General features: G+C 40.9%; 26 protein-coding genes, 1 pseudogene and 1 other annotated feature. Of the genes and pseudogenes, 7 read left to right on the top strand and 20 right to left on the bottom strand.

The features are described from left to right. Nucleotides 1–88: a sequence feature (AL1L pseudoknot), on the bottom strand. This feature is flagged as partial in the annotation. From CWC14_RS01335 to leuS, 15 genes are all read right to left on the bottom strand, one after another. Beyond that, a complete protein-coding gene (locus CWC14_RS01335; RefSeq protein WP_008130909.1) occupies nucleotides 46–366 on the bottom strand; it encodes a transposase in 321 nt (106 codons plus the stop codon). It overlaps the preceding feature by 43 nt. Beyond that, a complete protein-coding gene (locus CWC14_RS01330) occupies nucleotides 329–1,195 on the bottom strand; it encodes a hypothetical protein (protein WP_138560817.1) in 867 nt (288 codons plus the stop codon). Before CWC14_RS01330 ends, CWC14_RS01335 begins: the two co-directional genes overlap by 38 nt. 81 nt (nucleotides 1,196–1,276) lie before the next feature. Next, entirely contained in the window at nucleotides 1,277–2,242 is a 966-nt protein-coding gene (gene lipA, locus CWC14_RS01325; RefSeq protein ID WP_013465357.1) for a lipoyl synthase, read from the bottom strand. Beyond that, the gene (gene lipB / locus CWC14_RS01320) at nucleotides 2,239–2,892 is read right to left on the bottom strand and encodes a lipoyl(octanoyl) transferase LipB (RefSeq protein WP_016898951.1); all 654 of its coding nucleotides are present in this window, start codon (nucleotides 2,890–2,892) and stop codon (nucleotides 2,239–2,241) included. The genes lipA and lipB overlap by 4 nt, the downstream gene beginning before the upstream one ends. Nucleotides 2,893–2,911: 19 nt before the next feature. Beyond that, a complete protein-coding gene (ybeD, locus tag CWC14_RS01315; RefSeq protein WP_016898950.1) occupies nucleotides 2,912–3,190 on the bottom strand; it encodes a DUF493 family protein YbeD in 279 nt (92 codons plus the stop codon). 210 nt (nucleotides 3,191–3,400) lie between these two features. Beyond that, nucleotides 3,401–4,561 carry a serine hydrolase gene (locus CWC14_RS01310; RefSeq protein WP_024601588.1) on the bottom strand — a complete coding sequence of 387 codons (1,161 nt, stop codon included), beginning with the start codon at nucleotides 4,559–4,561 and terminating at the stop codon, nucleotides 3,401–3,403. A 53-nt stretch (nucleotides 4,562–4,614) separates the two neighbouring features. Further along, nucleotides 4,615–5,376 carry a septal ring lytic transglycosylase RlpA family protein gene (locus CWC14_RS01305; RefSeq protein ID WP_028834084.1) on the bottom strand — a complete coding sequence of 254 codons (762 nt, stop codon included), beginning with the start codon at nucleotides 5,374–5,376 and terminating at the stop codon, nucleotides 4,615–4,617. Beyond that, entirely contained in the window at nucleotides 5,376–6,482 is a 1,107-nt protein-coding gene (gene rodA, locus CWC14_RS01300) for a rod shape-determining protein RodA (RefSeq protein ID WP_076922172.1), read from the bottom strand. Before rodA ends, CWC14_RS01305 begins: the two co-directional genes overlap by 1 nt. Next, nucleotides 6,479–8,359: a penicillin-binding protein 2 gene (gene mrdA / locus CWC14_RS01295; RefSeq protein ID WP_138560815.1), complete on the bottom strand. Its 1,881-nt coding sequence runs from the start codon at nucleotides 8,357–8,359 to the stop codon at nucleotides 6,479–6,481. Before mrdA ends, rodA begins: the two co-directional genes overlap by 4 nt. Before the next feature lie 9 nt (nucleotides 8,360–8,368). Further along, on the bottom strand, nucleotides 8,369–8,839 hold the full coding sequence (gene rlmH, locus CWC14_RS01290; protein ID WP_002958522.1) for a 23S rRNA (pseudouridine(1915)-N(3))-methyltransferase RlmH: 471 nt from the start codon (nucleotides 8,837–8,839) through the stop codon (nucleotides 8,369–8,371). 37 nt (nucleotides 8,840–8,876) lie between these two features. Further along, the gene (gene rsfS, locus CWC14_RS01285) at nucleotides 8,877–9,194 is read right to left on the bottom strand and encodes a ribosome silencing factor (protein WP_010388304.1); all 318 of its coding nucleotides are present in this window, start codon (nucleotides 9,192–9,194) and stop codon (nucleotides 8,877–8,879) included. 62 nt (nucleotides 9,195–9,256) lie between these two features. Beyond that, nucleotides 9,257–9,886: a nicotinate-nucleotide adenylyltransferase gene (gene nadD, locus CWC14_RS01280; protein WP_138560813.1), complete on the bottom strand. Its 630-nt coding sequence runs from the start codon at nucleotides 9,884–9,886 to the stop codon at nucleotides 9,257–9,259. A 12-nt stretch (nucleotides 9,887–9,898) separates the two neighbouring features. Next, nucleotides 9,899–10,939 (bottom strand): DNA polymerase III subunit delta, encoded by a 1,041-nt coding sequence (gene holA / locus CWC14_RS01275; RefSeq protein ID WP_109874369.1) that lies wholly within the window; start codon nucleotides 10,937–10,939, stop codon nucleotides 9,899–9,901. Continuing rightward, on the bottom strand, nucleotides 10,939–11,430 hold the full coding sequence (locus CWC14_RS01270) for an LPS-assembly lipoprotein LptE (RefSeq protein ID WP_138560811.1): 492 nt from the start codon (nucleotides 11,428–11,430) through the stop codon (nucleotides 10,939–10,941). The genes holA and CWC14_RS01270 overlap by 1 nt, the downstream gene beginning before the upstream one ends. Before the next feature lies 1 nt (nucleotide 11,431). Further along, nucleotides 11,432–14,020, bottom strand: coding sequence for a leucine--tRNA ligase (gene leuS / locus CWC14_RS01265; protein ID WP_138560809.1), 2,589 nt, complete (start codon nucleotides 14,018–14,020; stop codon nucleotides 11,432–11,434). Between the two features lie 185 nt (nucleotides 14,021–14,205). On the opposite strand from leuS, the gene CWC14_RS01260 reads away from it, so the two are divergent. From CWC14_RS01260 to CWC14_RS01240, 5 genes and pseudogenes are all read left to right on the top strand, one after another. After that, the gene (locus CWC14_RS01260) at nucleotides 14,206–14,664 is read left to right on the top strand and encodes a zinc ribbon-containing protein (RefSeq protein WP_109874371.1); all 459 of its coding nucleotides are present in this window, start codon (nucleotides 14,206–14,208) and stop codon (nucleotides 14,662–14,664) included. Nucleotides 14,665–14,740: 76 nt separating this feature from the next. Then, nucleotides 14,741–17,170: a Lon protease family protein gene (locus CWC14_RS01255; protein ID WP_055012811.1), complete on the top strand. Its 2,430-nt coding sequence runs from the start codon at nucleotides 14,741–14,743 to the stop codon at nucleotides 17,168–17,170. Then, complete coding sequence (gene bamJ / locus CWC14_RS01250) at nucleotides 17,167–17,643, top strand: BamJ family beta-barrel-assembly machinery protein (protein ID WP_010388321.1); 477 nt, start codon at nucleotides 17,167–17,169, stop codon at nucleotides 17,641–17,643. Before CWC14_RS01255 ends, bamJ begins: the two co-directional genes overlap by 4 nt. A 140-nt stretch (nucleotides 17,644–17,783) precedes the next feature. Continuing rightward, on the top strand, nucleotides 17,784–18,041 hold the full coding sequence (locus CWC14_RS01245; protein ID WP_249928665.1) for a hypothetical protein: 258 nt from the start codon (nucleotides 17,784–17,786) through the stop codon (nucleotides 18,039–18,041). Nucleotides 18,042–18,257: 216 nt separating this feature from the next. After that, nucleotides 18,258–18,557, top strand: a pseudogene (locus CWC14_RS01240) (hypothetical protein); the annotation flags it as partial. 56 nt (nucleotides 18,558–18,613) lie between these two features. On the opposite strand, the gene CWC14_RS01235 reads toward CWC14_RS01240, so the two are convergent. Next, on the bottom strand, nucleotides 18,614–19,138 hold the full coding sequence (locus tag CWC14_RS01235; protein ID WP_138560807.1) for a CIA30 family protein: 525 nt from the start codon (nucleotides 19,136–19,138) through the stop codon (nucleotides 18,614–18,616). A gap of 186 nt (nucleotides 19,139–19,324) precedes the next feature. On the opposite strand from CWC14_RS01235, the gene CWC14_RS01230 reads away from it, so the two are divergent. Next, the gene (locus CWC14_RS01230; protein ID WP_138560805.1) at nucleotides 19,325–20,335 is read left to right on the top strand and encodes an RDD family protein; all 1,011 of its coding nucleotides are present in this window, start codon (nucleotides 19,325–19,327) and stop codon (nucleotides 20,333–20,335) included. Nucleotides 20,336–20,502: 167 nt separating this feature from the next. After that, nucleotides 20,503–22,062: a P-loop ATPase, Sll1717 family gene (locus CWC14_RS01225; protein WP_138560803.1), complete on the top strand. Its 1,560-nt coding sequence runs from the start codon at nucleotides 20,503–20,505 to the stop codon at nucleotides 22,060–22,062. A gap of 35 nt (nucleotides 22,063–22,097) precedes the next feature. On the opposite strand, the gene lnt is transcribed toward CWC14_RS01225, so the two are convergent. From lnt to CWC14_RS01205, 4 genes are read right to left on the bottom strand one after another with little or no spacing between them, the layout of a single operon-like run. Then, nucleotides 22,098–23,651, bottom strand: a complete 1,554-nt coding sequence (lnt, locus tag CWC14_RS01220; RefSeq protein WP_171036813.1) for an apolipoprotein N-acyltransferase — start codon at nucleotides 23,649–23,651, stop codon at nucleotides 22,098–22,100. Beyond that, on the bottom strand, nucleotides 23,632–24,516 hold the full coding sequence (gene corC, locus CWC14_RS01215; RefSeq protein WP_013465334.1) for a CNNM family magnesium/cobalt transport protein CorC: 885 nt from the start codon (nucleotides 24,514–24,516) through the stop codon (nucleotides 23,632–23,634). Before corC ends, lnt begins: the two co-directional genes overlap by 20 nt. A 22-nt stretch (nucleotides 24,517–24,538) precedes the next feature. Beyond that, nucleotides 24,539–24,997, bottom strand: a complete 459-nt coding sequence (gene ybeY, locus CWC14_RS01210) for an rRNA maturation RNase YbeY (protein ID WP_010388332.1) — start codon at nucleotides 24,995–24,997, stop codon at nucleotides 24,539–24,541. Between the two features lie 4 nt (nucleotides 24,998–25,001). Further along, nucleotides 25,002–26,060, bottom strand: a complete 1,059-nt coding sequence (locus CWC14_RS01205; protein ID WP_008115160.1) for a PhoH family protein — start codon at nucleotides 26,058–26,060, stop codon at nucleotides 25,002–25,004. Between the last annotated feature and the right edge of the window lie 20 nt (nucleotides 26,061–26,080).

Genomic DNA, 26,080 nt, shown 5'->3' with positions numbered 1-26,080 from the left:
ACTCGACACCGTAATGCTCTCGGCAAGCATCAATAAAATCCACTATTACTTCTGTTTGCGGTCGAGCTCCGCTTGGGCGAAAAAAGCGGCAGCTTGCCTCAGGATATCATTCGTTCGCTTGAGCTCTTTATTCTCGCGCTCTAAGACGGCAAGGCGTTCTTCAGTTGATTGCGTATTAGAAGAGGGTTTAGACGGTTGAGCTTGAGATTTCTTGACCCATGCTCTAAGTGTTTCTGGGGTACATCCCAGTTTATCTGAAATCGATACTAGCGCAGCCCAAAGAGAAGGGTATTCATGCTGTTGTGTGGTAACAAGCCTAATTGCACGTTCACGAAATTCTGATGTATAGCGATTTGATTTTTTCATAGTTCCAGTTTCTCAAGTTATTGAGTCTCTGGCAAACACGGGGCGATTCACTGACTTTTAAGTTACTTGAACCTGAGAATGGAAATGCACTCTGGGGATGAAGAAACTTAGTATTCAAGGAGTGTTTCATTATAGTGTCATGTGGCAGCGTAAAGCCTTCCCAAGCTTCTTTACATGTGAGTGCTCTTCCAATAACCCAACCATCTTCGTCCGACAGGTGTTGCCGTAAGTGAAGTATGCAGCGTCTTTCTCCCTCATCAAAGCCGCACTTTTCGGTATTAATCACATTCTGCGGCTGATGTTTTAAATCGCCAGAAAAAACAATGTGCGCCACATCTGTCGAAACGGCGTAATAGAAACGGATTAACTCCATAACAGGAACGAGTATTCCAAAGGGATCTTTATCATGTCCAATTTTTCCCGTTCGATAAGAGTCGTACGGGATGAGGTTTTTATCCTCAACTTTATGATTACCAGGGATGGATTGAGTGGTGTGTTCGGCGATATGAAGATTATGTAAAAGCTTCGTTTGACCACCCTTGGCTGCTTGGCATTGGCCATTTAGCCAGATCGAACCGATAGATATAAATGGAAGCTGTCCAACACCAATTTTTATAACTGTTTGGTCATCATAATTTGTGACATGAGTGGAAGCTAGATGCTTAGCGGTGGAGTCTATGCTTTCATTTTGAATGAGAGGGCTTATTACGATTTGTAAGAAAGGTTCGGAGGGCACGTTTGGGTTGCGCTCAATAGCGCCAAACCAATCGACCCTCCAATAACGATCGTCACAAGGAAATTCACTAATTTTAGGTATTCCTTGCGACATCTTTACTCTTCCTTACAGTACAAAATATCGTTGTAGTACAAAATAGCGTTGTTTAGTCGCGCTTAACGTTGTAACTCACACTTATTTTACTTCTTTACCCGCTGCTTGTTGATCGGCGTGATAGCTTGAGCGTACAAACGGGCCAGAAGCCGCGTGTGTAAAGCCAATTTCATCAGCATACTCTTTTAGTGCATCAAACTCAGCAGGCGGCACGTAGCGTTTTACTGGTAAGTGATGCTTAGAGGGTTGTAGGTATTGGCCTACGGTTAGCATATCAACGTTATGCTCACGTAAATCACGCAGTACTTCTTCAATTTCGCTAATTTCTTCACCTAAACCAACCATTAAGCCCGATTTAGTTTTAACCTCAGGGTGTGCTTCTTTAAAACGGCGTAATAATTCAAGTGACCACTTGTAATCAGCACCTGGACGCGCCAATTTGTACAAACGTGGTGCTGTTTCTAGGTTGTGGTTAAATACATCTGGCGGCGTTTCAATTAATATTTCCAACGCTCTGTCCATACGACCACGAAAATCAGGGACTAATATCTCAATGGTGATTTCTGGATTGTGCTTGCGAATTTCACGGATACAATCGGCAAAGTGCTGAGCGCCACCGTCACGTAAATCATCACGGTCTACCGAAGTGATCACTACGTAGCTTAGCTTCATGTCTTTAATGGTCAGTGCAAGCTTTTCAGGCTCTGCTGCATCGGGCTTTAATGGACGGCCATGTGCAACATCACAAAATGGGCAACGACGTGTACAAATAGCCCCTAAAATCATAAAGGTCGCCGTACCGTGGTTAAAACATTCTGATAAGTTAGGGCACGACGCTTCTTCACATACAGAGTGAAGGCCATGCTTACGCATTGCTTGTTTTATACCGTCAATCCGCTCAGTTGACTTAGGTAAGCGGATTTTAAGCCACTCTGGCTTACGGAGCATTTCGGTTTTTTCAGTTGGTAAAACTTTAACGGGGATCAACGCCATTTTTTCTGCGTCGCGTAGTTTTACACCTGGTTCCATTTTGACTGGTTTATTCATTCGTTTTCAAACCCTTCAGTATGCTTAACCTGTGTTGCATTAAGCTTTTTGATCATGTGTTTTACCAGCCCTTGACCTGCAGCTTCAAGGTTTTGAGGGCCATTTAATTCTTTAGTTTGCACCATATTCATGCCCGCATAACCACAAGGGTTAATGCGTAAAAATGGACTTAGGTCCATGTTAACATTTAATGCTAAACCATGAAATGAGCAGCCACGACGAACTCTTAGGCCTAAAGAGGCAATTTTGCTGTCGTTAACGTAAACACCGGGTGCATCGGCTTTTGCGTATGCATCAATACCGTACTCAGCAAGGGATTCAATAATACATTCCTCAAGCCATGTTACTAGCTCTCGTACGCCAATCTTTAAACGACGTAAGTTAAATAATACATACATCATTTGCTGACCTGGGCCGTGGTAAGTTACTTGTCCGCCACGGTCCACTTTAATCACTTCAATGTCACCTGGGGCGAGCAAGTGCTCATCTTTACCGGCTTGGCCTTGGGTAAATACACTTTCGTGCTCTACCAGCCAAATTTCATCTGGGGTATTTTCATCACGGGTGTCGGTAAAGTCTTGCATTTTTTGCCAAATCGGCATGTAACGCTGACGACCCAGTTGGCGTACGATTAGGGTGTTTTCGCTCACAACAAATCTCAACTATGGATTAAAGCATATGGCGTACGTCATCGATGTTGCTGATCACGTTGTAAATTTCTTCAATGTGTTTGCCGCTTGTTACAGTAGCTACTAGCGTTACAGACTCGTAATTACCTTTACTGCTTGGTTTTACTTTTGGCGCATAATCACCTGGAGCAATAGGTTGTAATTTAGCTAAAATTTGATCAGTTAAGTTTACATTAGCTAGACCCATAATTTTAAATGTAAATGGGCAAGGGTACTCTAAGTACTCATCAAATTTAGTGTCTTTAACAGGTTCAACCACGACGGGAACTCCTCAAACAAAAAGTGTTGGCTTTGCTAAAACGCGAAGCTTAAAACTGACAGGCTAATGGCAATCTTGAAATGATGCTATTGTTGACCCAAGCCAATGATAGTCATTCAATACGATTGGTATATATGGGGCGCATTCTAGCACTTTTCAAGCAAAAAAAAACGCCTCACAGTGGAGGCGTTCATATTACTTTACTCGCAATTACATAATCTGTAAGCGTAAGTAGTCATATATTTTACTAAAGAAGCTACCTTCTTGTATTTCTTCAAGTGTAACTAGCGGATATTGTGCAATATCTTCGCCTTCAAGCTGTAAAAATAAAGTACCTACTTTTGTGCCTTTAGCTAAAGGTGCCTCAAGGGTATCGTCTAGCTCAAAGTTTGCTTTAAGGTTTTTATGCTGACCACGAGGAATAGTAATAGGTGTATCTTCTAAAATTCCTAAAGAAACATTCTCTTTATTGCCCATCCAAACACGTTGCTCAGCAAAGCTGTCGCCGGCTTTATACGGGGTAATTGTTTCAAAAAAGCGAAAACCGTAGTTTAGTAGTTTTTTACTTTCTACTTTACGCGCGCGCTCACTTGAGGTGCCCATTACAACGGCAATTAAACGCATGTCGTTTTTTGTTGCAGAGGTGACTAAGCTGTAACCCGCCTCAGACGTGTGACCTGTTTTAATACCATCTACATCTAGGCTTTCATCCCATAACAACGAGTTGCGGTTATATTGCTTTATACCATTAAAAGTAAAAGACTTTTGTTTATATAGAGCGTATTCATCAGGCACATCTCTGATAAGTGCAGCCCCTAATGTTGCCATGTCGCGTGGCGTTGTATAATGCGCATCAGTATCAAGGCCATGACTATTAACAAAATGCGTATTAGTCATGCCTATTTTTTCGGCGTGAGCATTCATTAAATCTGCAAACGCGCTTTCGCTACCAGCAATATGCTCTGCCATAGCAACACATGCATCATTTCCTGATTGAATAATAATGCCATGGTTAAGATCATCGACACTAACTTGTTTACCGACTTCAATAAACATTTTTGATGATTCAGGGAAGTTTTTTGCCCACGCTTTTTCACTAACAGTAACCATATCGGTAGGCGCAATATTACCAGCATTAATTTCGGTACCAATTACATAACTGGTCATCATTTTAGTTAAGCTGGCCGGTGCGAGTTTGGTATCAGCCTCGCCTTGTGCAATGACTTTACCTGTGGTGAAGTCCACCAAAAAGTAACCTTTTGCATTAACTTGAGGAGGCGCTGGAATAATTTGGGCGGTGGCTGAAAATACGGCGGCAGAACAGACTAAGCCGCAAACACCAGTAAGAATTTTATGTTTAATAGATTTCATCATACTCATTAATGGTTAAAGTTAAAAATATGCGTATTCCCATTCTAAAGGGCTTACTGAGTGTAAAGCAAGAACGCGTTTTGAAATTGATTTTGTTTTAATGTTTCTAGTACTTGTTGCGCATGTTGGGCATCTTTTATTGGCCCTAAGTGCAATCTATAAATAGCGTCTTTTTCAACGATATTTGTCGGTAACTTATACTGTTCTCGCAGTGTACTTGCTAACGCTTCTATGTTGGCTAAGGTACTGCCCGCGGCAACTTGAACGTAGGTTTTTCGTGCATGGGTATCGGCTAGAGTAATGGCTTCTAGCTTAACCTCTGCTGTACCATACTTATGGTATCCAAGTTTGTATGCAGCGGCATAAGAAAGGTCAATAATTCTATTATCATGAAAGGGGCCACGGTCATTAACACGAACAATAATTGATTTGCCATTAGCCGTATTTGTTACCCGCACAAAACTAGGTAAAGGCAACGTTTTATGAGCTGCGGTCATTGCGAACATGTCGTAAATTTCGCCATTAGAGGTGTGATACCCATGAAATTTACGGCCATACCACGAGGCAATGCCCGTTTCTGAATAGCCGGTTTCATCGAGCATCGGGGTATAACGTTTGCCAAGCACTTCGTAGGGGCGCGTGGTACTCGCACTTTTAATAACTTGAGTAACAATGGCATCTTGCATTTCTAATTCGGTCGGTGCACGAAGCGGCGCCGCATCATGGCGCATGCTGTAACGACTATTTGAACTGCTGCATGCACTTAAAAAGAGGCTAACGAGAATAATAATTATAAGTTGTTTGTAAAGGCGCATTATTTTAAGAGCATCCTTTTATCTGTGGCAATCGACATAATAATGCCAAATGCAGCCATCAGGGTCACCATTGAGGTACCGCCATAACTAATTAATGGTAACGGTACACCTACAACAGGCAGCAAACCCGATACCATGCCAATATTTACAAAAATATAAACAAAAAAAGTGAGTGTGAGTGAGCCGGCTAATAGTTTACCAAACGCGTCTTGTGCGTTAACCGCAATAAACAGTCCACGGCCAATAATAAATAAATATAAACTAAGTAAAACACACACACCAAATAAGCCAAACTCTTCACTCAGTACTGAAAAAATAAAGTCAGTATGTCGCTCAGGTAAAAATTCTAGTTGCGATTGCGTGCCTTGCAGCCAGCCTTTACCTTCGATACCGCCTGAACCAATGGCAATTTTTGATTGAATAATATGATAGCCAGAACCCAGCGGATCGCTCTCAGGATCTAAAAAGGTCAGTACCCTTTGCTTTTGATAATCGTGCATACCGTAGTGCCAAAATGGCCATGCTGCCAAAGCAACAACCGAGCTTAAAAAGCCGATTAAACGCCAACTCAAGCCTGATAAAAACAACACAAATACACCGGAACTGGCAATCAAAATTGAGGTACCCAAATCAGGTTGCTCTTTAATTAGTAGGGTAGGCAGCATAACAATGGCAAAGCCAATGACTAAATGTAACGGACGCGGCGGCAAATGGTGGCGCCCAATATACCAAGCAACCATCATCGGAACCGCTAGTTTCATTAGCTCTGAGGGTTGAAAGCGAGTAATGCCTAAATCTAACCAGCGTTGAGCTCCCTTAGAACTTACACCAAATAGCAGTACCCCAACCAGCATGAGTAATCCTAGGCAATACATGGGAATAACTAAGCGTTTTAAAGTCGCTGGTGGAATTTGAGCAAGTACAAACATACCTATAATGGCGCCAGCCATTCGCGTAATATGGCGAACCATCATGGCAGAGTCTTGCCCTGAGGCGCTGTATACAATGGTGATACTACCGGCCATCATCAGCAATAACGCAATAAAAAGTGGCAAATCAATATGCAGTCGCAGCCAAATAGAGCGCTTATCATGTAAAGCCGTCATGGTGCTTTGTCCCCTGAAGGTTTGATTGGGTTAGCTGCAAAATAGTAATCCATTAATTGGCGCGCAATGGGCGCACCTACTGAGCTCCCCCCACCGGTATTTTCTACCACAATAGAGACAACAATTTGTGGGTTATTAAACGGGGCAAAACCTATATAAATGGCGTTGTCGCGTTGGCGCTCTTTGAGTGCATCGGCGTCGTAACGCTCGCCCTGAGCAATACTCACCACTTGGGCAGTACCGGTTTTACCTGCTGGATCGTAGGTAGCCCCTTTAAATGCACGATGGGCAGTTCCGGTAGTTTTTTTAACGGTGTTATGCATGGCATCAATCGCGGTGCGCCAGTTATCTTCGTTATTGAGTACAACCGGCGGTTTTTCTTCATTATTGAGCTGAGTAATTTGATCTTCTTTTTTAGCAACTTGCACTAAATGAGGAGGGTGATTTATCCCTCTGTTAACTAAAATATTAGTGGCATTCGCTATTTGAATGGGGGTGGCAGTCCAATAACCTTGGCCAATTCCTACAGAAATAGTATCTCCAGGCCACCAAGACTCTTTAAAACGGGCTTCTTTCCACTCTTTTGAAGGTAAAATAGCGGTTGTTTCTTCATGAATATCAATACCGGATAACTCACCAAAGCCAAAGCGAGCCATAAAGTTACTTATTTTTGTGATCCCCATTCGATAGGCTGCGTCATAAAAGTAGGTATCGCATGACTCTTCTATTGCTTTATAAACATCAACATGGCCATGGCCCCAACGTCGCCAATCACGCCATCTATGCTCTACGTTGGGAATTTGAAAAAAGCCCGGATCCCACATGCTGGTGGTTTCTTGCACTATATTTTCTTCTAATGCCAAAATAGCCATGTGTGGTTTAACAGTAGATGCAGGTGCGTAGCGACCTTGAGTCGTGCGATTGATCAGTGGACGATCAGGGTTGAGTAAGGCTTTGTAGTCTTTACTGCTAATACCGTGCACAAATAAATTGGGGTCATAACTTGGGTTTGAATAAAGCGCTAAAACGCCGCCATCTTTTGCATCCATTACCACAATAGCGCCGCGCATATCTTTAAGTGCATGTTGGGCTATTTGTTGTAAACCAATGTCGAGAGTAAGTACTAAGTCGTCACCCGGCTGCGGTGGATCCATGTTTAAGGTGCGAATAATACGGCCACGGTTGTTTACTTCAACTCGCTGTGAGCCAACTTGGCCATGTAATAACGGCTCGTAGTATTTTTCGATACCCAGTTTACCAATATCATGCGTGGCTCGGTAGTTTGTGGCTTCATCTTGTTGTTCAAGCTTATTTAATTCTTTTCTATTGAGCTTTGCAACATAGCCTAATGCATGGGTTAAAGTATCGCCAAAGGGATAATATCTTGCTAGGCGCGCTTCAATGCTAAACCCTGGAAATTTATGCTGGTTTACTGAAAACATCGCTACTTCGTTTTCATTTAAACGGGCTTTGAGGACTTGGCTTTTAAAACGTCGAGTATGTTTTATATCATCAAGAAAATCAGCTTGTTGTTGCTCGGTTATTTCAATGATTTTGCTGATAGACTTCAAAGAGGCGGTTAAATCATCAACTTCTTCGGGGATCACCTCAAGGTTATAAACGGGCTTATTTTCGGCCAGTAAAACACCGTTGCGGTCGTAAATTAAACCGCGATTGGGGGCTATAGGTATAACTTTTATACGGTTATCATTAGAACGAGTTTGATAATCTTGATGATCATCTACCTGGATTTTATACAAGTTAGACAGCAATATTGCTACAAGGACTAATATAAAAATAAAACCCACGAATGCACGCCGAGCAAATAAATTAGCTTCTGCTGAGTGGTCGCGAATAGTGGGTCTTCGTTTTAGCATAGCAAGAAACTACTCGCGATGATAAGGATGGTTGTTATTTAAGCTCCAGCCTCTGTAGAGGCTTTCAGCAACAATAATGCGTACTAAAGGGTGTGGGAGCGTTAAATTTGATAACGACCATTTTTGCTCAGAGGCAGCAATACACTCTGGGGCTAAGCCTTCAGGTCCGCCAATTAATAAACTGACATCGCGACCATCTAGTTGCCACTTTTCCATGTTTTTCGCTAGTTGATGAGTATCCAGTGCTTTACCGGTTACTTCTAGTGTGACAATACGATTGCCTTTAGGTATGGCGGCTAAGGTTTTTTCACCTTCAATGTGCAAAATACGCTTTATATCGGCATTTTTTCCACGTTTACCAGCAGGGATCTCAATGAGTTCCAATGCCATATCTTTGGGAAAGCGGCGTTGATACTCTGCAAAACCTGTCTCTACCCATGCTGGCATTTTTGTACCAACAGCAATCATTTGTATTTTCACGACGTTACTTCCAAGCGTTGTCTAAAATAGGGAGCAATTAGCCCCAAAGCTTTTCTAGATCGTAATAGCTACGTGCTTGATCTTGCATAACGTGAACAATCACATCACCTAAATCAACGAGTGCCCATTCACCATCGCTTTGGCCTTCATACCCTAATGGCTCTTCACCAGCGTGGCGAGCTTCTTTTGCTAAGTTATCAGCAATTGACAATACATGACGTCTTGATGTGCCTGAACATACAATCATGTAATCGGTTACGTCTGAAGTGCCAGTTACGTCAAGTTGAATCACATCACGTGCTTTCATATCGTCAATTTTGTCTAGTGCAAAAGCGAGTAGTTGTTTCGAATCCAAGGTTTTGTCTCAATTTAAAATTTAATAGCGGTTATTTTAACACGCTGAGGGGTTTATACCAATCACTCTTGATAAAGCTGGTGCTGCTTAATATAGTGACTCACGGCGTCGGGTAATAGTTCACTCTTTTTAATACTTTTTTTAAGCGTTTGACGGATAGTGCTGGATGCAGCATCCAGTTGCTTACCTTCTAAAAAGTAAAGGTGTCCGCCATTTTTTTCGTTCAGTAGTGAAATATCGTTGCTCATAGCCTGCTGTTTGTAGTTTTTAAGTTCACCTTGTACATCACAGTTTTGACCTGGGCGTTGATACACCACTATATGGCATAGACTCGTTATTGTTTGCCACTGATACCATTTATCAAGGTTGTTGAATGAGTCCATACCAATTAAAAATAGAATCGGGGTATCGGGATTTTCTGCTCTTAGTTCTTGCAAGCTTAATAAAGAATACGACGGGCCGCTACGTTTTAGCTCCCGTAAATCAAGCTTAAACTGCGAATATGGTTTAATTGCGGTTTTAAGCATTGCAATACGATGTTCGGTGCTGATCCCCGGTGCCGCTTTGTGTGCGGGTATTGCACAGGGCATAAAATAGAGTGAGTGTAATTTAAAGGTCGCAACGCATTGCTGCGCCATATTAAGGTGCCCAAAATGAACAGGGTCAAAAGTGCCACCAAAAATTGCAATCATGGTATTTTTCCTTTACTGACGGTTAGTATGACACGGCAGTGGAATATCGAGTGGTTGGCAAAATTTAATACAAATATGTGCTAATGCTTGATAGGGGGCAATTAATACACCTTGTTTGTAGCTTGCATCAAATAATGCCAGTTCACTGCTAATACTTTCAAGGGTGTGAATATTTAGTCTGTTTATCGCTGTTTGTACCGGCGCTTGCTGATTTTTCCAAATCGCTTTTTGTTTAAACAGGGTCGCTAATGACTCACCTTGCAATAACCCTTGTTGTACACTGATTAAGGTATTTAAATCTTTATTGATGGCCCATAAAATACTCACTACTTCAGTGTTATCACTGGCAAGCTTATTTAATACTTTTATTGCTTGTGTAGTATGGCCGTTTAACAGGGCATCACTTAAATCAAAAATATCGAATTTAGATTGGTTTAGTAGCCCTTGCATTACCAGTTGTTGGGTAATGAGAGCGTCACCATGTATTAGTGACAGCTTTTCAAGCTCTTGGAAACAAGCCAGTAAATTGCCTTCAGTGGCATTAATTAAACTGAGCTTAGCCTCGTTTTGTAAATTAAGTGACAAGCGTTGGCATTGTTCATCAAGCCAACGTTTTAAGTGATTACCACTAAGCGGATAGCAGGGTACAAATAACCCTTGCTTATCGAGTGCTTTAAACCACGCACCGCGTTGCACATCTTGGCTTGCTTTGGCGCCTTTAACAATTAAAATGGTGTCAGGATTTTCAAGTTCAACAACCTTTTTAAAGGTGTTAGCACCGGGTGTACCAGGTTTTTGCTGGTTTAAGTCAAGCTCAATAATTGTACGCGCACTAAATAACGACATACTTTGGTATTGCGCTATGATTTCCTGCCAATCAAAGCCTTGGGCTAAAGTGAATTTAATTACTTCATCAAAACCTTGCGCTTTTGCGCTATCGCGTATGAGCTGTACACATTGCGCTTCTTGAAAAGGCTCTTCACCAAAAACCAAATAAAAAGGTTTTAACCCCTTTTTTAATTCGCTAGGCAGCTGATTTGCATAACAACGCATTATAGTTGCGACAACTCTCTAACAATTCGACGACTCGCTTGCTGGCGAATTTCGCTGATCAGCAGTTCAAGCTCTTTTGCTTTAGCTAGTGCGTTGTCAGGATCATCTTGGTAATTACGGTAAAGCTCAAAACGTTTTTCAATGGCTTCTTGTTTTGGGCGTTTTACAACATAACTCACACTGTATGCCAGTTCGTACTCAGCTACTTGTCCGTTTTGGAACAACGATAAGGTTTGACGCTCTAGTTGTTCTTTAAATAAATAAAGCTGCGCTGATTGTTTACTTGCAGGCACTAAAGTGACATCGCTCATAGCCAATTCGCTTTGCAAATAGCTAAATAAAGCAGATTTTTGATCATCCCCCACAAGCGTTAGCTGTTTTAAATCATCGGGTAGGCTTGATGCTTTTTTAAGATGAAAGCCACAGCTCGATAACAAAAAACAGACTAGCACTAAGGCTAGTCCGTTTTTAATGGCGTTTAAAGCAGCCATATTAGTTAGCTACCACGTTAAGTAATTTACCTGGTACATAAATGACTTTGCGTATCGTTACACCATCAGTAAATTTAGTCACGTTAGACTCGGCAAATGCCAAAGCTTCTACTTGCTCTTGCGTAGCATCTGCAGCCACTGTTAGTTTTGCACGCAGCTTACCGTTTACTTGTACGATGATTAGTTTTTCATCTTCAACTAGGGCAGATTCGTCAACTTTTGGCCATGCTGCATCTAAAATATCACCTTCTTTACCTAGGTCTTGCCATAATTGATGCGATAAATGCGGTGTAATAGGTGCCAGCATAATTATTAATGCTTCCAGTGCCTCATTAGCAATGGCAACATCTTGTGTGTCACTTAATGGCGCTTTTAATAGCTTGTTTGAAAGCTCCATAATTGCGGCAATAGCGGTGTTAAAGGTTTGACGACGTTCTACATCATCGCTCACTTTTGCGATTGCTTTGTGTAGCTCACGACGTAGTACTTTTTGTGGGTTAGTAAGCGCCGATTTATCAAGTGCTTGGTAACCTACTGTTTTAACGTCTACTGCGTATTTCCAGACACGTTTTAAGAAACGATGTGCGCCTTCAACCCCTGAGTCTGACCATTCAAGTGTTTGCTCTGGTGGTGCTGTAAACATCATAAATAAACGCACTGTATCTGCACCGTATTGGGCAATAACTTCTTGTGGGTCTATACCGTTGTTTTTCGACTTAGACATTTTACTCATGCCAGATGAGAATACAGGTTCACCATCTTCTTTGTGCCATGCCTTGGTTACACGGCCTTTATCGTCGGTTTCGGTATTTACATCACTTGGCGAAATCCATACATCGCCGCCTTTTTCATCTTTACGATAAAATGTTTCGGCAAGTACCATACCTTGACAAAGTAAGCGGTCGAATGGCTCGTCTGAATTCACTAAACCAAAGTCACGTAGTAATTTGTGGAAAAAGCGCGAATATAATAAGTGCAATATAGCGTGCTCAATACCACCAATGTATTGGTTTACTGGTAACCAGTAGTTAGCGGCTGCAGGGTCTAACATGCCTTCGTCATGGCGTGGGCTACAGTAGCGAGCGTAATACCACGATGATTCCATAAAGGTGTCAAAAGTATCAGTTTCATGAGTGGCAGGTACACCGTTTACAGTTGTTTTAGCCCAATTCGGATCGGCTTTAATTGGCGATGTAACACCATTCATTACCACATCTTCTGGTAAACGCACAGGGAGCATATCTTCAGTAGCAGCAAGCTCGTTACCGTTTTCATCGCTCAGCATTGGGATTGGAGAGCCCCAGTAACGTTGGCGACTTACGCCCCAATCGCGAAGACGGAAGTTTACTTTACGCTCACCTACACCTAGTGCTTCTAGTTTGTCGGCAACAGCGTTAAAGGCGTTTTCAAAATCAAGGCCATCAAATTCACCTGAGTTTACTAATACCCCTTTTTCGGTGAATGCTTCTTGGGCTAGGTTTACTTCAAGCTCAGAGCCTTCAGCTGGCGCAATAACTTGTTTAATATCTAGGCCGTAAGCTGTTGCAAATTCAAAGTCACGTTGGTCGTGCGCAGGTACTGCCATTACCGCACCTGAGCCGTAATGCATTAATACAAAGTTAGCAACCCAAATTGGTAGTTGCTCGCCCGTTAATGGGTGAGTGGCATAAAAGCCTGTTGCAATACCTTTTTTCTCCATGGTTGCCATGTCTGCTTCAGCAACTTTGGTGTTTTTGCATTCTTCAACAAACATTGCAATCGCGTCGCTATTTTTAGCCGCTTCTTGTGCAATAGGGTGGCCACCGGCAACAGCTAGGTATGTTACGCCCATAAATGTATCTGGGCGTGTTGTGTATACGCTAAATTTTTCGTTGTTATCGGTACGCGTAAATTCTATGTCTAAGCCTTCAGAACGACCAATCCAGTTGCGCTGCATGGTTTTAACTTGTTCAGGCCAGTCTTCTAATTTGTCTAAATCGTCTAATAGCTCTTGTGCGTAGTCGGTAATTTTAATAAACCACTGTGGAATTTCTTTTTGTTCCACTACCGCACCTGAGCGCCAACCGCGGCCGTCAATTACTTGCTCGTTAGCTAGTACAGTTTGATCGACCGGATCCCAGTTAACTGTTGACATTTTTTTGTACACTAGGCCTTTTTCGTAAAGCTTAGTGAAAAACCATTGTTCCCATTTGTAATATTCTGGGTGGCAAGTCGCAATCTCGCGATCCCAATCGTAACCAAAACCTAATTGCTTAAGTTGGTTACGCATGTAGTCAATATTTTCGTAAGTCCACTTTGCAGGGGCTGTTTTATTTTTAATAGCCGCGTTTTCTGCAGGTAAACCAAACGCATCCCAACCCATAGGCTGCATTACGTTTTTGCCTTGCAAGCGCTGAAAGCGAGAAACCACATCACCAATGGTGTAGTTACGTACATGACCCATATGCAGTCGACCACTTGGGTAAGGAAACATTGAGAGGCAATAGTATTTTTCTTTGCTCTCATCTTCTGTGGCTTTAAATACTTGGTTTTCTTCCCAGTAGCGTTGGACTTTTGACTCTATGTCTTGTGGGTTATATTGCTCTTGCATTTACGTTTCCAAACTTCTTGCATACTAATAAAAAATTGTCGATAGGATACCCCAAATAAAGCGCTATTCACAGCGTCAAAGCGGCGCTTTTTGTAAATTTGCGAGTAAATTAGTTTTCAGTACAGGTTAACCTATACTTATCTATGGTATAGAGTAAATCAGTAGACGTTTTCAAGGAGTATAAAATGGCAGATTACAGAACATGGCTTAGTGGATTAACCGATTGGTTAAAAGATGTGAAAGAGCATGAAGTTAAAGCCGCAGTAAAGCGATTTATTGAATCTGAGCAGGCACTTAAAGATTTAGGTGAAGAAAAATACCAGCTTTATCGTAATTACTTAATGCGTGACATTTCTCACCTACAAGAAAATAATAGCTACTATAATTCGCTTGCATGGCAGGAGCTTAAAGAGTCATTGTGGTTTGAGCTTTCTCATATTGAAGACAAAACACAGCTTGAATGGCAGTCATTAAGTGAAGATTTTAAGCATAATGGTGTTTATCACGCAGGTGAATGGATAGCCATGGGCACATTAGTATGTAAGAATTGCAACCATAGTTACGATGTTTACCATGCAACGCAAATTATTCCTTGCACGCAGTGTGATGGCATCTATTTTAGCCGCCAGGCTTTACAACCCTAAATATAAGTATTGAGTGGCTGTAGGCCACTCAATATGCCCAAATCTAGCAATTAAGCTGGTAAAAAAAGAAGTTAGAATGACGAAAAAACTGCTGCCACTACCCGTATCAAATCTTGCACCGAGTATTTCTTCGAGCCATGTAAACACTTGCATGAGCAATCCATACCCTGAGCAACTTACCTTTATAGGCCAACAACGTGCGCAAAGTGCATTGGACTTCTCTTTAGGAATGGACCTACCCGGTTATAATGTTTACGTAATGGGAGAGGCGGCACACGGGCGTTTTACCTTAGTAAAAGACAAATTAAAACAACACGCTAAAGAGCGCACAACACCGCATGAATGGCTGTATGTTAATAACTACGACGATCACCGTGAGCCTATTGCGTTATTTATGCATGCAGGGCAAAGCAAACAATTAGCCGATGACATTGACTCATTTATTGATGAAGTACTCGACACCTTTCCTGCTGCATTTGATAACCCAGCTTATCAGCGCAAGAAAAAATCGATAGACCGTGAGTTTAACGATGCTTACGACGGCGCCATTACCGCAGTAGAAATAGCCGCGCTTGAGCAAAGTGTGGCACTAATTGAAGAAAAAGGCGTAGTCGGCTTTGCACCGCTGATTGATGGCAAGCAACTTACCGATAATGAATTTTCTGATTTGGAAGATGATTTACGCGAAATGTTTTTTGAGCGTATAGAAAAATTAGAAGATGCCCTCATTGAAGCGCTTATTGAGTTACCGCGCTGGAAACGTGAATCTAAAGAAAAGCTTCGCAATCTTAAAAAGTCTACCGCTGAGCAAGCCACTAAACCGCTATTAAAAGATTTAGAACATAAATACGCCAGCCATATTGGTGTGCTGCGTTATTTAAAAGATATACGTGTAGAAATTATTGATGCCGTGCTTGAATGGCTTGATGATGAAGGTGAAAGCGAAGAAAACAAAGAAGACTTTGACCGTAAAGGTATGCTTACCGACTTTTTTGCACCTAATATTTTAGTTGAATACAAAGAAGGCGATGCAGCACCGGTTGTTTACGAGCCAAACCCAACTTTTGGTAATATTTTTGGCAAAATTGAATACGCCACATCGCAAGGGTCGTTAATTACCAGCTATCGCTCAATTCAGCCAGGTGCATTGCACCGCGCCAATGGCGGCTATTTAATTATGGATGCTGAAAAAGTAATGGCTCAACCCCAAGTATGGGATGGGCTAAAGCTGTCGCTAAAAACCCATCAAATTAAAAATGACTTACCTTATCAAGACAGTGTAGTTGGTAGTAGCTTTACGCTTCGACCGCAGTTAATACCGCTTGATGTGAAAATTATTTTACTCGGCTCACGTGAACTTTATTACACCATCGGTGAATACGACGAGGAATTTGCTGAGTTATTTAGAGTACTTGCCGATTTTGATTATTACTTACCAAGTAGCGATAAGCTGCAGTATCAGTTTATTACTAAAGTCAGTGATTACTGCGAGCAAACATTAAAGTGCACGTTAAACGAAGCCGCAATGGTGCGATTACTTAAATTTAGTTATCGCCAAGCAGAGCACCATAATAAGTTATCAGCACGTTTTGCTGATGTGTTAGAGCTTGTGGCTGAGGCCAGTTTTTACGCTAAGCAAGACAAGCTAACGGTGATTGATGCACGCCATATTGACGAAGCCATACAAGGCAAGCAGTACCGTACGGGGCAAATTAGCGAAAACATGCTCAGCGATATAAAGGAAGGGCATACTTTAATAGCTACTGAAGGCCAAGCCGTAGGTAAAGTAAATGGTTTGACTGTACTGCACATTGGTGACACCTCATTTGGCACACCTGCACGTATTACTGCTACCGTTTATGCGGGCGCTGACGGCGTAATTGATGTGGAACGCGAAGCTGAGCTGGGTAAAGCAATTCACTCAAAAGGGGTAATGTTGCTTACTGGGTATTTAGGTAATAAATACGCGCAACACTTTAGCTTAACACTCAGTGCGAATATCGCTATTGAACAAAGTTATGGCTACATAGATGGTGATAGCGCCTCTCTTGCTGAACTTTGTGCGCTAATTTCGGCCATTACGAGCTTACCTATCAGTCAGTCTATTGCACTAACTGGTTCAATTAACCAACATGGTGATGTGCAGGCCATTGGTGGTGTAAACGAAAAAATAGAAGGCTTCTTTAAGCTATGTAAAATGCGCGGCTTAACGGGTGAGCAAGGGGTTATTATTCCTAAATCGAACCAAGTTAATTTGGTGCTTGATGACGAAATACTCAATGCCGTTGAGTTAGGTAAGTTTAATATTTATGCTGTGGAAACCGTTGACCAAGCATTAAACTTATTAATGGATATTGAAGCGGGTGATATGGTTGATGAACACTACCCAGAAGATTCGGTTAATGGCATCGCATTAGCGCGATTAAAAGACATTGCCGATATTGTTAATGGCGATAACAGCGACGAAAAAGACCACGACTCAGAAGATGAAAAAGGGGAGTTATGATCAATATAATTTTACTGATTGTTATCGCTATTTTTTGCGTTTTAATTTTTAAAAACAGTAAAAAAGCCAAGCAGCAAGCAATCGCAAACGCACAGATTGAAAGTGATTATTTAATTGCCAATGTAAAAACTGAAGGCGTACATGAAACGGCTTCTGGCTTGCAATATAAAATAATCCATAAAGGACAGAGCGAAAATACACCTAGCCCAACGAGTATGGTTAAAGTGCATTATCATGGCACTTTAATCGACGGCACCGTATTTGACAGCTCAGTGGAGCGCAAAACTCCGATTAGCTTTGGCTTGCACCAAGTTATAAAAGGTTGGACAGAAGGCCTACAACTGATGAGCCCGGGGGATAAATTTCAGTTTTATATACCGCATCAGCTCGCCTATGGTGAAAAGCGGGTAGGGAGTATACCTCCTGCGTCATTGCTTATTTTTGAGGTGGAATTACTGGCTATTGAGTCGTAATTTTAAGGTAAAAAATACTTTAAGCCCTGCTTTAATCAAGTAGGGCTTTTTTATTTGCTCTTATCAGTCAATCCTACTCAAGAATTTAAAATATCAGTCGATACCTAAAATAGTGACAAATTCATTTTAGGGATAAAATAATGAAGATTTCAACCGCCTCAATTCAATATCAAGCATCTAATTATAACAATCAGCCTTTAATAGAATCAGAACAGCAACACATTGATGATAAATCAGAGGAAGAGCCTGACTATGTTTTATCAGAGTTTTTAGATGCTAAGGTTCAAAAATACAGCGAAGATAACGCAACATTTGCTGAGCAATATCAAAATTTAGAAAAGGCATATACCCAAGCCACCTCAAGATGCGAGTTTCAGTTGGAATTAAAAGTGATTTAGGCAAGGCATTGATTGCAAATAATGGTTATTCCCTTGTTAAAATCAATAACGCAGTATAAATAGCTTTTAAACCAACCCGTAGGGCGTTTCACAGAAACTTACTCCCTTCGTTGTTCCTTTTTAAAAGGGACGACCATTATTGCAAAGGGAACGCCTTGATATTAAGTCCCTGTGAAGCGCTGAATTCTGTATATTGAGGCAACTTGGGTATAAATATTCACCCAGCAAGTGGTTGCATTGCAAGAACAAGTAAATAAGCTTAAGCAGAGTACGGTACAACGCAGTTTAACCATTGATAATAGCCAATATGGGCCAGCTGAAGACGATAGTCGCTTAACTATGGATGCTGAGCATATGGGAGCTAAAAAGTATAAAACCGAGCAACAACAAGAAGAGATAAATAGATTGGAGCTGCAACTTAGTGAGGTAAAGTCTCAGCAGGCAGCAATAAAACAACAAATTATTGAGCTAGTAATCAACGAAATGAAAAGGCGAGGCGACGGCTTTACTATTTAACCAAAGTCTAACTGTATTAGTTCAGGTTATTTAACCTTGTAATGTACGCAGAAAAGTTAGTTTTTAAACTCAATTTTTTCAACCTCAAGCCTAAATTCTCCCGCCTGTTTACCTGCAATCATAAACCCAAGCTGCCTTACATCTTTAAAGTTAATTGTAGGTTGTTGTTCAAGTAAGCGGCCGCGATAAGTAAGCTGAAAATCCTCAGGTAAAAACTCAATATTAAGCCACTCGCTCTTTGTGGTACTAAACGAGCGGGTATAAGCCGCACCATCCATGTATTCATTAGTTCTTAAACGTAATTGATAGGTTTGACCATCGCCCTTAACACGTAGCATAATTTTAGTGATGTCTTGGCTTTGTAAATCCAATAGCGTTCGAATAGAAGCAAACCCTCCATTGTTTGCAAGCGATACATTGCCTGTAAACACTAAATTGTCGTTTTCATACAAAACCTGACTATTAGAAATGCCACCCATCACCGAATCATTAACCACATACCAGCGAGCATTGGCGTTTGCCTCGGTTGTGGCAAACAGTAAGTTAAACACAAAAAGTGATGAGAGTTGTTTGGTGGTCATGAGCTCTTCCTCGTAGCTTTTATATTTAATACGATACGATAGATTAATTGTTCACTCTTTTAAGAATTAATCTATTACTAGCGGCTATTTTAAATGTGAACTCTCGTTATCCATTTTATTCGCTTGAGCAAAAATTAAAAAGCGCGTAATTTAACCGCGTTACCTATTTTAATAACAAGTATAATAATGAAAGCACAAGAATTAGAACAATTAGCGTTATCTAAAGCCGAAACTCGAGAAGTGATCACGCCATATGCCTTTGAGGTTGATAATGCTTTACTTGGCTTGCCTTTGGCTTCGCCGACTCGGCGCGCATTAGCTATGATTATTGATGTTGCATTAATATTCATAGCTGCAAAGCTCAGTGCGACTATTATTGCATTCGTTGCTGCGATGGCTTTTTACAAAGGAACGGCGCAGCAATACCTTCCTAAAATGTCGAGTGTGTGGCGAAGAATATTAAAAATAGTAGCAGCAAGTATTTTATTTGTAAGCGCTCTTGCTGTGCTTTCAATTGGCATAGATTACTTAGAAGGCGATGACCCTGTTCAAGGCTTAACTGTTAAAGGCTTAAAAATACAGGATGACATTCAGCTTACCTCCACAGAAAAAAAGCAGGTAAATGCCTACTTAGTGCAAACAGCCGACGAAAGCTGTGAGCAACTTTGCCAACAAAATGCGCTTGATAATTTGATAGGGCAAGTACCCAAATTAGCCGAAATGGACGACTTACAAAACCCACAACTTGCAAAAGCATTTTTACAATTATTAGTGTTTGGTGAAAATAATGAATTAAAGCTTGCGCAGTTAATAGAAGATAAACCCGCACAAACAACCACGCACAGTATTTTGCAGTGGGGTAAAGGTATTATTCAAGATTTAGGTTTGGGTTTTGGCTGGGCGGCTGTGTACTTCACACTGTTTTCTTTATTATGGCGTGGTCAAACCCCTGGTAAAAAGCTCTGTAACACCCGAGTGGTTGCATTAAGTGGTGAACCGCTGGGTTTACTTGATTGTTTTGGCCGCTACGGTGGTTACGGCGCAGGTTTTGCCACCGGCTTGTTAGGCTTTTTACAAGTGTACTGGGACCCAAACAGGCAAGCCATTCAAGATAAAATATCAGCAACGGTGGTAATACAAGGCGATTTAAATCAGATAGTGAATACGCATACAGTTAAAGAGGCAGTGAAGGATTAAGTTTAATTGAGAAGAACAGTTCTAAGAAGGTAGATGTATGATTTATAAAGGTGATTTACTTATATTTTTCTTAACTTTATTTAGACAAGCAAAAAGTTGTATTGTTAAATAATGTATGTGAATCTGTACTAATATTAGTCAATATTTTCAAGTGAGTATCGAAGGAAATGAGTTCATATAAATTTAGGAAAAATGCTGAAATAGGTAAGCTAGAGGCTGAAACCGATTCTTTTTTAGAGTCTTGTTTTTATGAGTCAGATGTATTTAAAGGTATTCTTGATTTTGATAGTAGTGAGAATAACCCTGATTTTACTCGAAGAATTATTGTTGGAAGAACTGGTAGTGGGAAAACTGCTTTATTAAAACAGATTATTAATAGCGAGAATGTCAAAGTTCACGATACGATTGAAGCTGAAAATACAGTTTTTGAACACATAAAAAATAATATATTCATATCTGATCTAATTGATAAGGAAATTGATCTAAGGGTTTTTTATAAATCATTATGGCTACATGTTCTTTTAGTAAAGGTTATTAACCTCCTTCACCGTTCCTCGTATGATAGCTTTTTTGAGTCGATTAAAAGACTAATCAGCTCTAGTAAAAAAAGGTATAACCCAGAGGTTGCGAATGAGTATGTTGAAGCTTATAAAGATAATTTTTTTAATGATAATGTGATCACTGAAATAACGAATAAAATGCAAGAATCTTTATCCGGTGGAGCAAATGGCGGGATTTTTAAATTTGAAGGTAAGCAGCTCGAAGAAAACTTACAAAAAATACAGTCAGTGACATCAAGTTATGTTAGTAAGGAGCTTCTTAGAAAACAAAAAGAGCTTATCAAAGTAATTCAGGAAGAGTTTTCTAATGAAAAACAAATAAGAATAATCATTAGTATAGATGACCTTGATAAATCATGGTTGAGTTCGAGTGCCATACGATATGATTTTATAAATGCTTTATTAGAAGCGTTCAAAGAACTATTAGATATAAAATCGGTGAAAATCTTAATTTCCATTCGAACAGACATTATTATGGGAATATATAAAAATAGCCTGAGGCAAGATGAAAAAGATCAGTCTTTGATTTACGCGATATCTTGGAACCGGGAAGAGATTAGAGGAATCTTAGACTCACGTATAAACCACCTTGTTAGAAATCAGTATCAAGGAACTAAGGTCGTTACCTTAGCAGATGTATTTAATTTCAAAGTAAATGATCTAGATGCAGATTTATATATTTTAGAGAGAACAATGCTTCGCCCTCGGGATGCGATTAGCTTCGTTAATTTATGTCTAGGTGCTTGCGATGGTAAGGTTGAATTAAATGAAGATATTATCCTTGAAGCTGAAGAGAAATTTTATTCTGGACGAAAGAAAGCGTTAGTTAAAGAATGGGCAAGTATTTATTTTCATATTGAAAGTTATTTAGATAGCTTATCTTTTATACCAACTAATGAATTTAAAGTTTCTGATATATCTCAAGCTATTATTGATCAAGTGTCAAATTATCTACTTGATATACCGGTAGCAAAAGATGATGAAGAGCACGATCGGCGCGCAATGGATGTAAATGAGCTAATAAAGGTTTGGTTTGCAGTAGGTGTTATAGGTATTAAAAAATCTAGTACTTTATTTATTTATTCATCTTTTGAAAAGCCAGAACTAGATATCACTGATTTAAATAAGAGGTTTGTGATACATCCTCTATTTTTCAGGAATACTTAATAGCTGTTTTTTATTAATTGTAGGTTAAAGATATATTAGTATCGCTTTAACCTACCAGCAAACCCAGCAACTCCCAATAACAACACAAATCCCCATACAAACATGTTTCCGTATTGGCTGTATACGCTGTCGCCTTGTATGAGCTTTATATTGGCTTTAAGTGTTGTTGCTTCAAACTGTGGCATAGTTTGGCGTGTTTGGCTTATGGGGTCATATACACCGCTTATGCCGTTGTTGGTAACACGTACTAGTGGACGTTGTAGTTCTAGGGCGCGCATACGGGCAATTTGCATATGCTGGTGGGGGCCAATAGAATCACCAAACCAAGCATCGTTGCTTACGGTAAATAGTAAATCAGAGTCGCTTTGGTAGTTACCCCGCACTAAATCGGCAAAGACTATTTCATAGCAAATAGCGGGCAGTAGATTAAAGCCATTCGCGCGTAAGTTATTTTGCACTTTATCACCGCGAGAGAACGACGACATAGGTAAATCAAATAACGGAGCTATAGGGCGCAGTATGTCTTCAAAAGGAACAAATTCACCAATAGGCAATAACTGATGCTTTTGATAGCGGTTACTACCTAAGTAACGGTAGTGGCCGTGTTCATCATTTTGCTCTTTGTTACCGACCACAATCAGCGTATTAAAAATGGTTCTTGTATCGCGTTGATAATCGACAATACCCGTTACTAGCGCGGTTTTATTAAATGAGGCGGCACTGTCTAAGCCTGCTAAATATGAATCAGCGAGGGCTTCTATTTCAGGGACTGCGGCTTCAGGCCACACAATTAAATCAGCATCCCAGTGACGGCGCGTCATATCCTGATACTTACTCATAGTGGTCCAAAACTCACTGGGGTCAAAGCGCAAGTGTTGTTTTATATTACCTTGTACAAGCAGCACAGAAAGGTCTTTATTGGAGTAATGGGTTGCCTTTGTAAAATGTGTGCTTGTGAAGGCAAGCAAAACCACAGCAGCGATAGCAACAGGCATTTTAAATTGTTTTTGCGTTAAGCTGTACAATGCAAAGCCTATGGCAATACATAATAGTGTGAGCCCAAATTCACCAATTAAAGGAGCAAGGGCATTCAGAGGGCTATCGGTTTGTGTATAACCAAAGCTTAACCAAGGAAAACCAGTTAACAGGTTGGCACGCAAATACTCACTAATCGCAAAACAAGGGAGTAATAGCGCTGCAAAACTTATAGAGCTGTTTGAAAAACGAGTGGTTGCCCACAGCGCCAACGCAGGAAATAATGCAAGGTAGCTGCACAGTAATACCATTAACGAAATGGAAGCGATAAGTGGCATACCACCAAAGGTGGCAATAGATACATGCACCCAGCTAATGCCTGCACCAAACCAGCCTAGAGCAAATATAAAGCCATATTTAGCAGCCGTTTTAGCGTGGTTTTTTCCGGTGAGGTTTGCAGGGATACAATAAAATAATGCGGCCAAGCTAAAAAATACAATTGGCCAAATACCAAAAGGCGCGTAGCTAAAAGTCAAAACAAGGCCCGCAACCAGTGCGAGCCATGCTTTTTTATCTTTTGCTAGTAGGGTGAGGCTAGTTAGCAGTTTCTTCACTGTCGTTATCATCAGCCTTAGGAATGGTGACTTGCAGTTGTAATATACGACGGTTATCAGAATTAGTTACTTTAAACTGAAATCCGTCTATATCAATGGTTTCGCCACGACTCGGCATATGGCCAAAGGCATGTAATACGGTACCACCAATAGTATCGGCGTCTTGCGAACTATAGCCTGATTTAAAATGCTCGTTAAAGTCATCTACAGGGGTTAGTGCTTGCACAACGTAAACATGTTTAGCTAGTTGACGAATATCTTGTTGTTCTTCTTCTTCATCGTGCTCATCTTCGATTTCGCCAACAATGATCTCAAGAATATCTTCAATGGTGACCAAACCAGATACGCCGCCGTATTCATCAATCACAATCGCCATATGGTAGCGTTGCTGACGAAATTCGTTAAGCAGGGTATCAACCCGTTTACTTTCAGGCACCACCATAGCTGGACGTAAATAGTCACGTAGCGATGGTAAATGCTCATCTTTGTTTAAAATGAGAGGTAATAAGTCTTTTGCGAGTAAAATCCCTTCTACATGGTCTTTATCTTCACACACAACCGGAAAACGAGAGTGGGTAGAGTCAACCATCATAGGTATATGCTCTTCAAGCGGGCTATCAATTTCCAAAGTGACCATTTGTGAGCGCGGGATCATAATATCTCGCACTTTAAGCTCAGACACACCAAGCACACCTTCAATCATTTCTTTGGTTTCAGGATCGATTACATCCCGCTCTTGGGCATCGGCAATCACCTCAACCAGCTCTTCTCTATTCTGGGGTTCCCCTTGCAACATGTGGGTTATACGGCCCAGCCAAGTCCTGCCAGAAGAACCCTGGCTAGATTGCGAGTTATCGTCGCTCATTACGTCTAATTGCTCCGTTTATTTAAATATCGTCCCGGTATGGGTCTGCTATGTTTAGTTCAGCAAGTAATTGCTTTTCTATACTTTCCATCTCTAACGCATCTTCACTCTTTATATGGTCAAATCCAAGTAAATGCAAGCATCCATGAATAACCATATGGGCAAAGTGGTCATGAAATGACTTTTCTTGCTCTTGCGCCTCAGCCAAAACGATGGCTGGACAAATAATTAAGTCACCCACAAGTGGGATATCAATGCCCGGTGGCGCTTCAAATTCAAATGATAATACGTTGGTAGGCTTATTTTTACCACGGTAGTCATTATTGAGCTGTTGCGACTGTTCTTCATCGCTGATAACAATGGTCAGCTCAGACTCATCACGATATTGACTAAGTACTTTATCGGCCCACATGGCAAACTGCTCAAGGCTGGGTAAGTTGTCAAACTCACACGCTATTTGTAAATCAAGTTCTGTTTTCACGGTATTACTCTTTAGTAGCAGGTTGCTCATGGGCGGCGAGCGCTTCTTTGGCTTGTTGTTTCTCTAATCGCTTAAGGCGTTCACGCTCATCGTTGCGCTCATACGCTTCTACAATGCGGGCTACTACAGGGTGGCGTACCACATCGTGCGATTTGAAAAAGTTAAAGCTAATTTCATCAACGCCATCCAATACTTCAATAGCATGGCGAAGACCAGAGCGCGCACCTCGAGGTAAATCAACTTGGGTTATATCGCCGGTGATCACTGCTTTAGAATTAAAACCAATACGGGTTAAGAACATTTTCATTTGCTCTGTGGTGGTATTTTGGCTTTCATCTAAAATAATAAACGCATCATTAAGTGTGCGCCCACGCATGTAAGCCAGTGGCGCAATTTCAATGATGTTTTTTTCAATCAGCTTTTCAACACGCTCAAAGCCAAGCATTTCAAATAAGGCATCGTAAAGTGGGCGTAAGTAAGGGTCTATTTTTTGGCTTAAGTCACCCGGTAAAAAACCGAGTTTTTCACCCGCTTCAACCGCAGGGCGAGTGAGCAGTATACGGCGTATTTCTTGACGCTCTAGTGCATCAACTGCCGCTGCAACAGCAAGATAGGTTTTACCTGTACCCGCAGGGCCAATACCAAAGGTAATGTCGTGGTGCAAAATATTAGCAACATACAAGCCTTGGTTATCGTTACGCGGTTTAATAACGCCACGACGGGTTTTAATCATCATTTCTTTGCCGTAGGCGCTACTTGAGGTGTCTTGCTCAAGCGCTTTAGACTCAGTGATGGCTAAATGGACGTTGTCAGGCTCAATTTCGCCAATTTCCCCACGTACAGGCTGAGTATCAATATAAAGGTTTTTTAAGATCTCTACCGCGCCGGCGCTACTGTGTAGTTTACCGGTTACTTTAAAAAAGTTATCACGATGAATAATTTCAACACCTAGACGGCGTTCAATTTGTTTGATGTTTTCGTCAAACGGGCCACATAATGAAGAAAGGCGTTTGTTGTCGGCAGGTTCTAAATAAATCTCTAATGTTTTTAACTGATTACTCAAAATTACTTCCTATTACAGTG

Source organism: Pseudoalteromonas sp. S3260 (assembly GCF_005886925.1).
Taxonomy (GTDB): domain Bacteria; phylum Pseudomonadota; class Gammaproteobacteria; order Enterobacterales; family Alteromonadaceae; genus Pseudoalteromonas; species Pseudoalteromonas tetraodonis.
Note: the sequence above shows the minus strand (reverse complement) of the source record. Positions and strands in the feature narration are given on the sequence as shown.

What these genes read in the sequence shown, in the direction of transcription:
- CWC14_RS01305 (WP_028834084.1), bottom strand. Translation starts at nt 5,376, where the DNA reads ATGCGCCTTTACAAACAACTTATAATTATTATTCTCGTTAGCCTCTTT.
- lipA (WP_013465357.1), bottom strand. Translation starts at nt 2,242, where the DNA reads ATGAATAAACCAGTCAAAATGGAACCAGGTGTAAAACTACGCGACGCA.
- nadD (WP_138560813.1), bottom strand. Translation starts at nt 9,886, where the DNA reads ATGATTGCAATTTTTGGTGGCACTTTTGACCCTGTTCATTTTGGGCAC.
- CWC14_RS01255 (WP_055012811.1), top strand. Translation starts at nt 14,741, where the DNA reads ATGACGAAAAAACTGCTGCCACTACCCGTATCAAATCTTGCACCGAGT.
- CWC14_RS01335 (WP_008130909.1), bottom strand. Translation starts at nt 366, where the DNA reads ATGAAAAAATCAAATCGCTATACATCAGAATTTCGTGAACGTGCAATT.
- holA (WP_109874369.1), bottom strand. Translation starts at nt 10,939, where the DNA reads ATGCGTTGTTATGCAAATCAGCTGCCTAGCGAATTAAAAAAGGGGTTA.
- CWC14_RS01330 (WP_138560817.1), bottom strand. Translation starts at nt 1,195, where the DNA reads ATGTCGCAAGGAATACCTAAAATTAGTGAATTTCCTTGTGACGATCGT.
- CWC14_RS01260 (WP_109874371.1), top strand. Translation starts at nt 14,206, where the DNA reads ATGGCAGATTACAGAACATGGCTTAGTGGATTAACCGATTGGTTAAAA.
- corC (WP_013465334.1), bottom strand. Translation starts at nt 24,516, where the DNA reads ATGAGCGACGATAACTCGCAATCTAGCCAGGGTTCTTCTGGCAGGACT.
- rodA (WP_076922172.1), bottom strand. Translation starts at nt 6,482, where the DNA reads ATGACGGCTTTACATGATAAGCGCTCTATTTGGCTGCGACTGCATATT.
- CWC14_RS01310 (WP_024601588.1), bottom strand. Translation starts at nt 4,561, where the DNA reads ATGAAATCTATTAAACATAAAATTCTTACTGGTGTTTGCGGCTTAGTC.
- CWC14_RS01225 (WP_138560803.1), top strand. Translation starts at nt 20,503, where the DNA reads ATGAGTTCATATAAATTTAGGAAAAATGCTGAAATAGGTAAGCTAGAG.
- CWC14_RS01270 (WP_138560811.1), bottom strand. Translation starts at nt 11,430, where the DNA reads ATGGCTGCTTTAAACGCCATTAAAAACGGACTAGCCTTAGTGCTAGTC.
- CWC14_RS01230 (WP_138560805.1), top strand. Translation starts at nt 19,325, where the DNA reads ATGAAAGCACAAGAATTAGAACAATTAGCGTTATCTAAAGCCGAAACT.
- bamJ (WP_010388321.1), top strand. Translation starts at nt 17,167, where the DNA reads ATGATCAATATAATTTTACTGATTGTTATCGCTATTTTTTGCGTTTTA.
- CWC14_RS01245 (WP_249928665.1), top strand. Translation starts at nt 17,784, where the DNA reads ATGAAGATTTCAACCGCCTCAATTCAATATCAAGCATCTAATTATAAC.
- mrdA (WP_138560815.1), bottom strand. Translation starts at nt 8,359, where the DNA reads ATGCTAAAACGAAGACCCACTATTCGCGACCACTCAGCAGAAGCTAAT.
- CWC14_RS01235 (WP_138560807.1), bottom strand. Translation starts at nt 19,138, where the DNA reads ATGACCACCAAACAACTCTCATCACTTTTTGTGTTTAACTTACTGTTT.
- leuS (WP_138560809.1), bottom strand. Translation starts at nt 14,020, where the DNA reads ATGCAAGAGCAATATAACCCACAAGACATAGAGTCAAAAGTCCAACGC.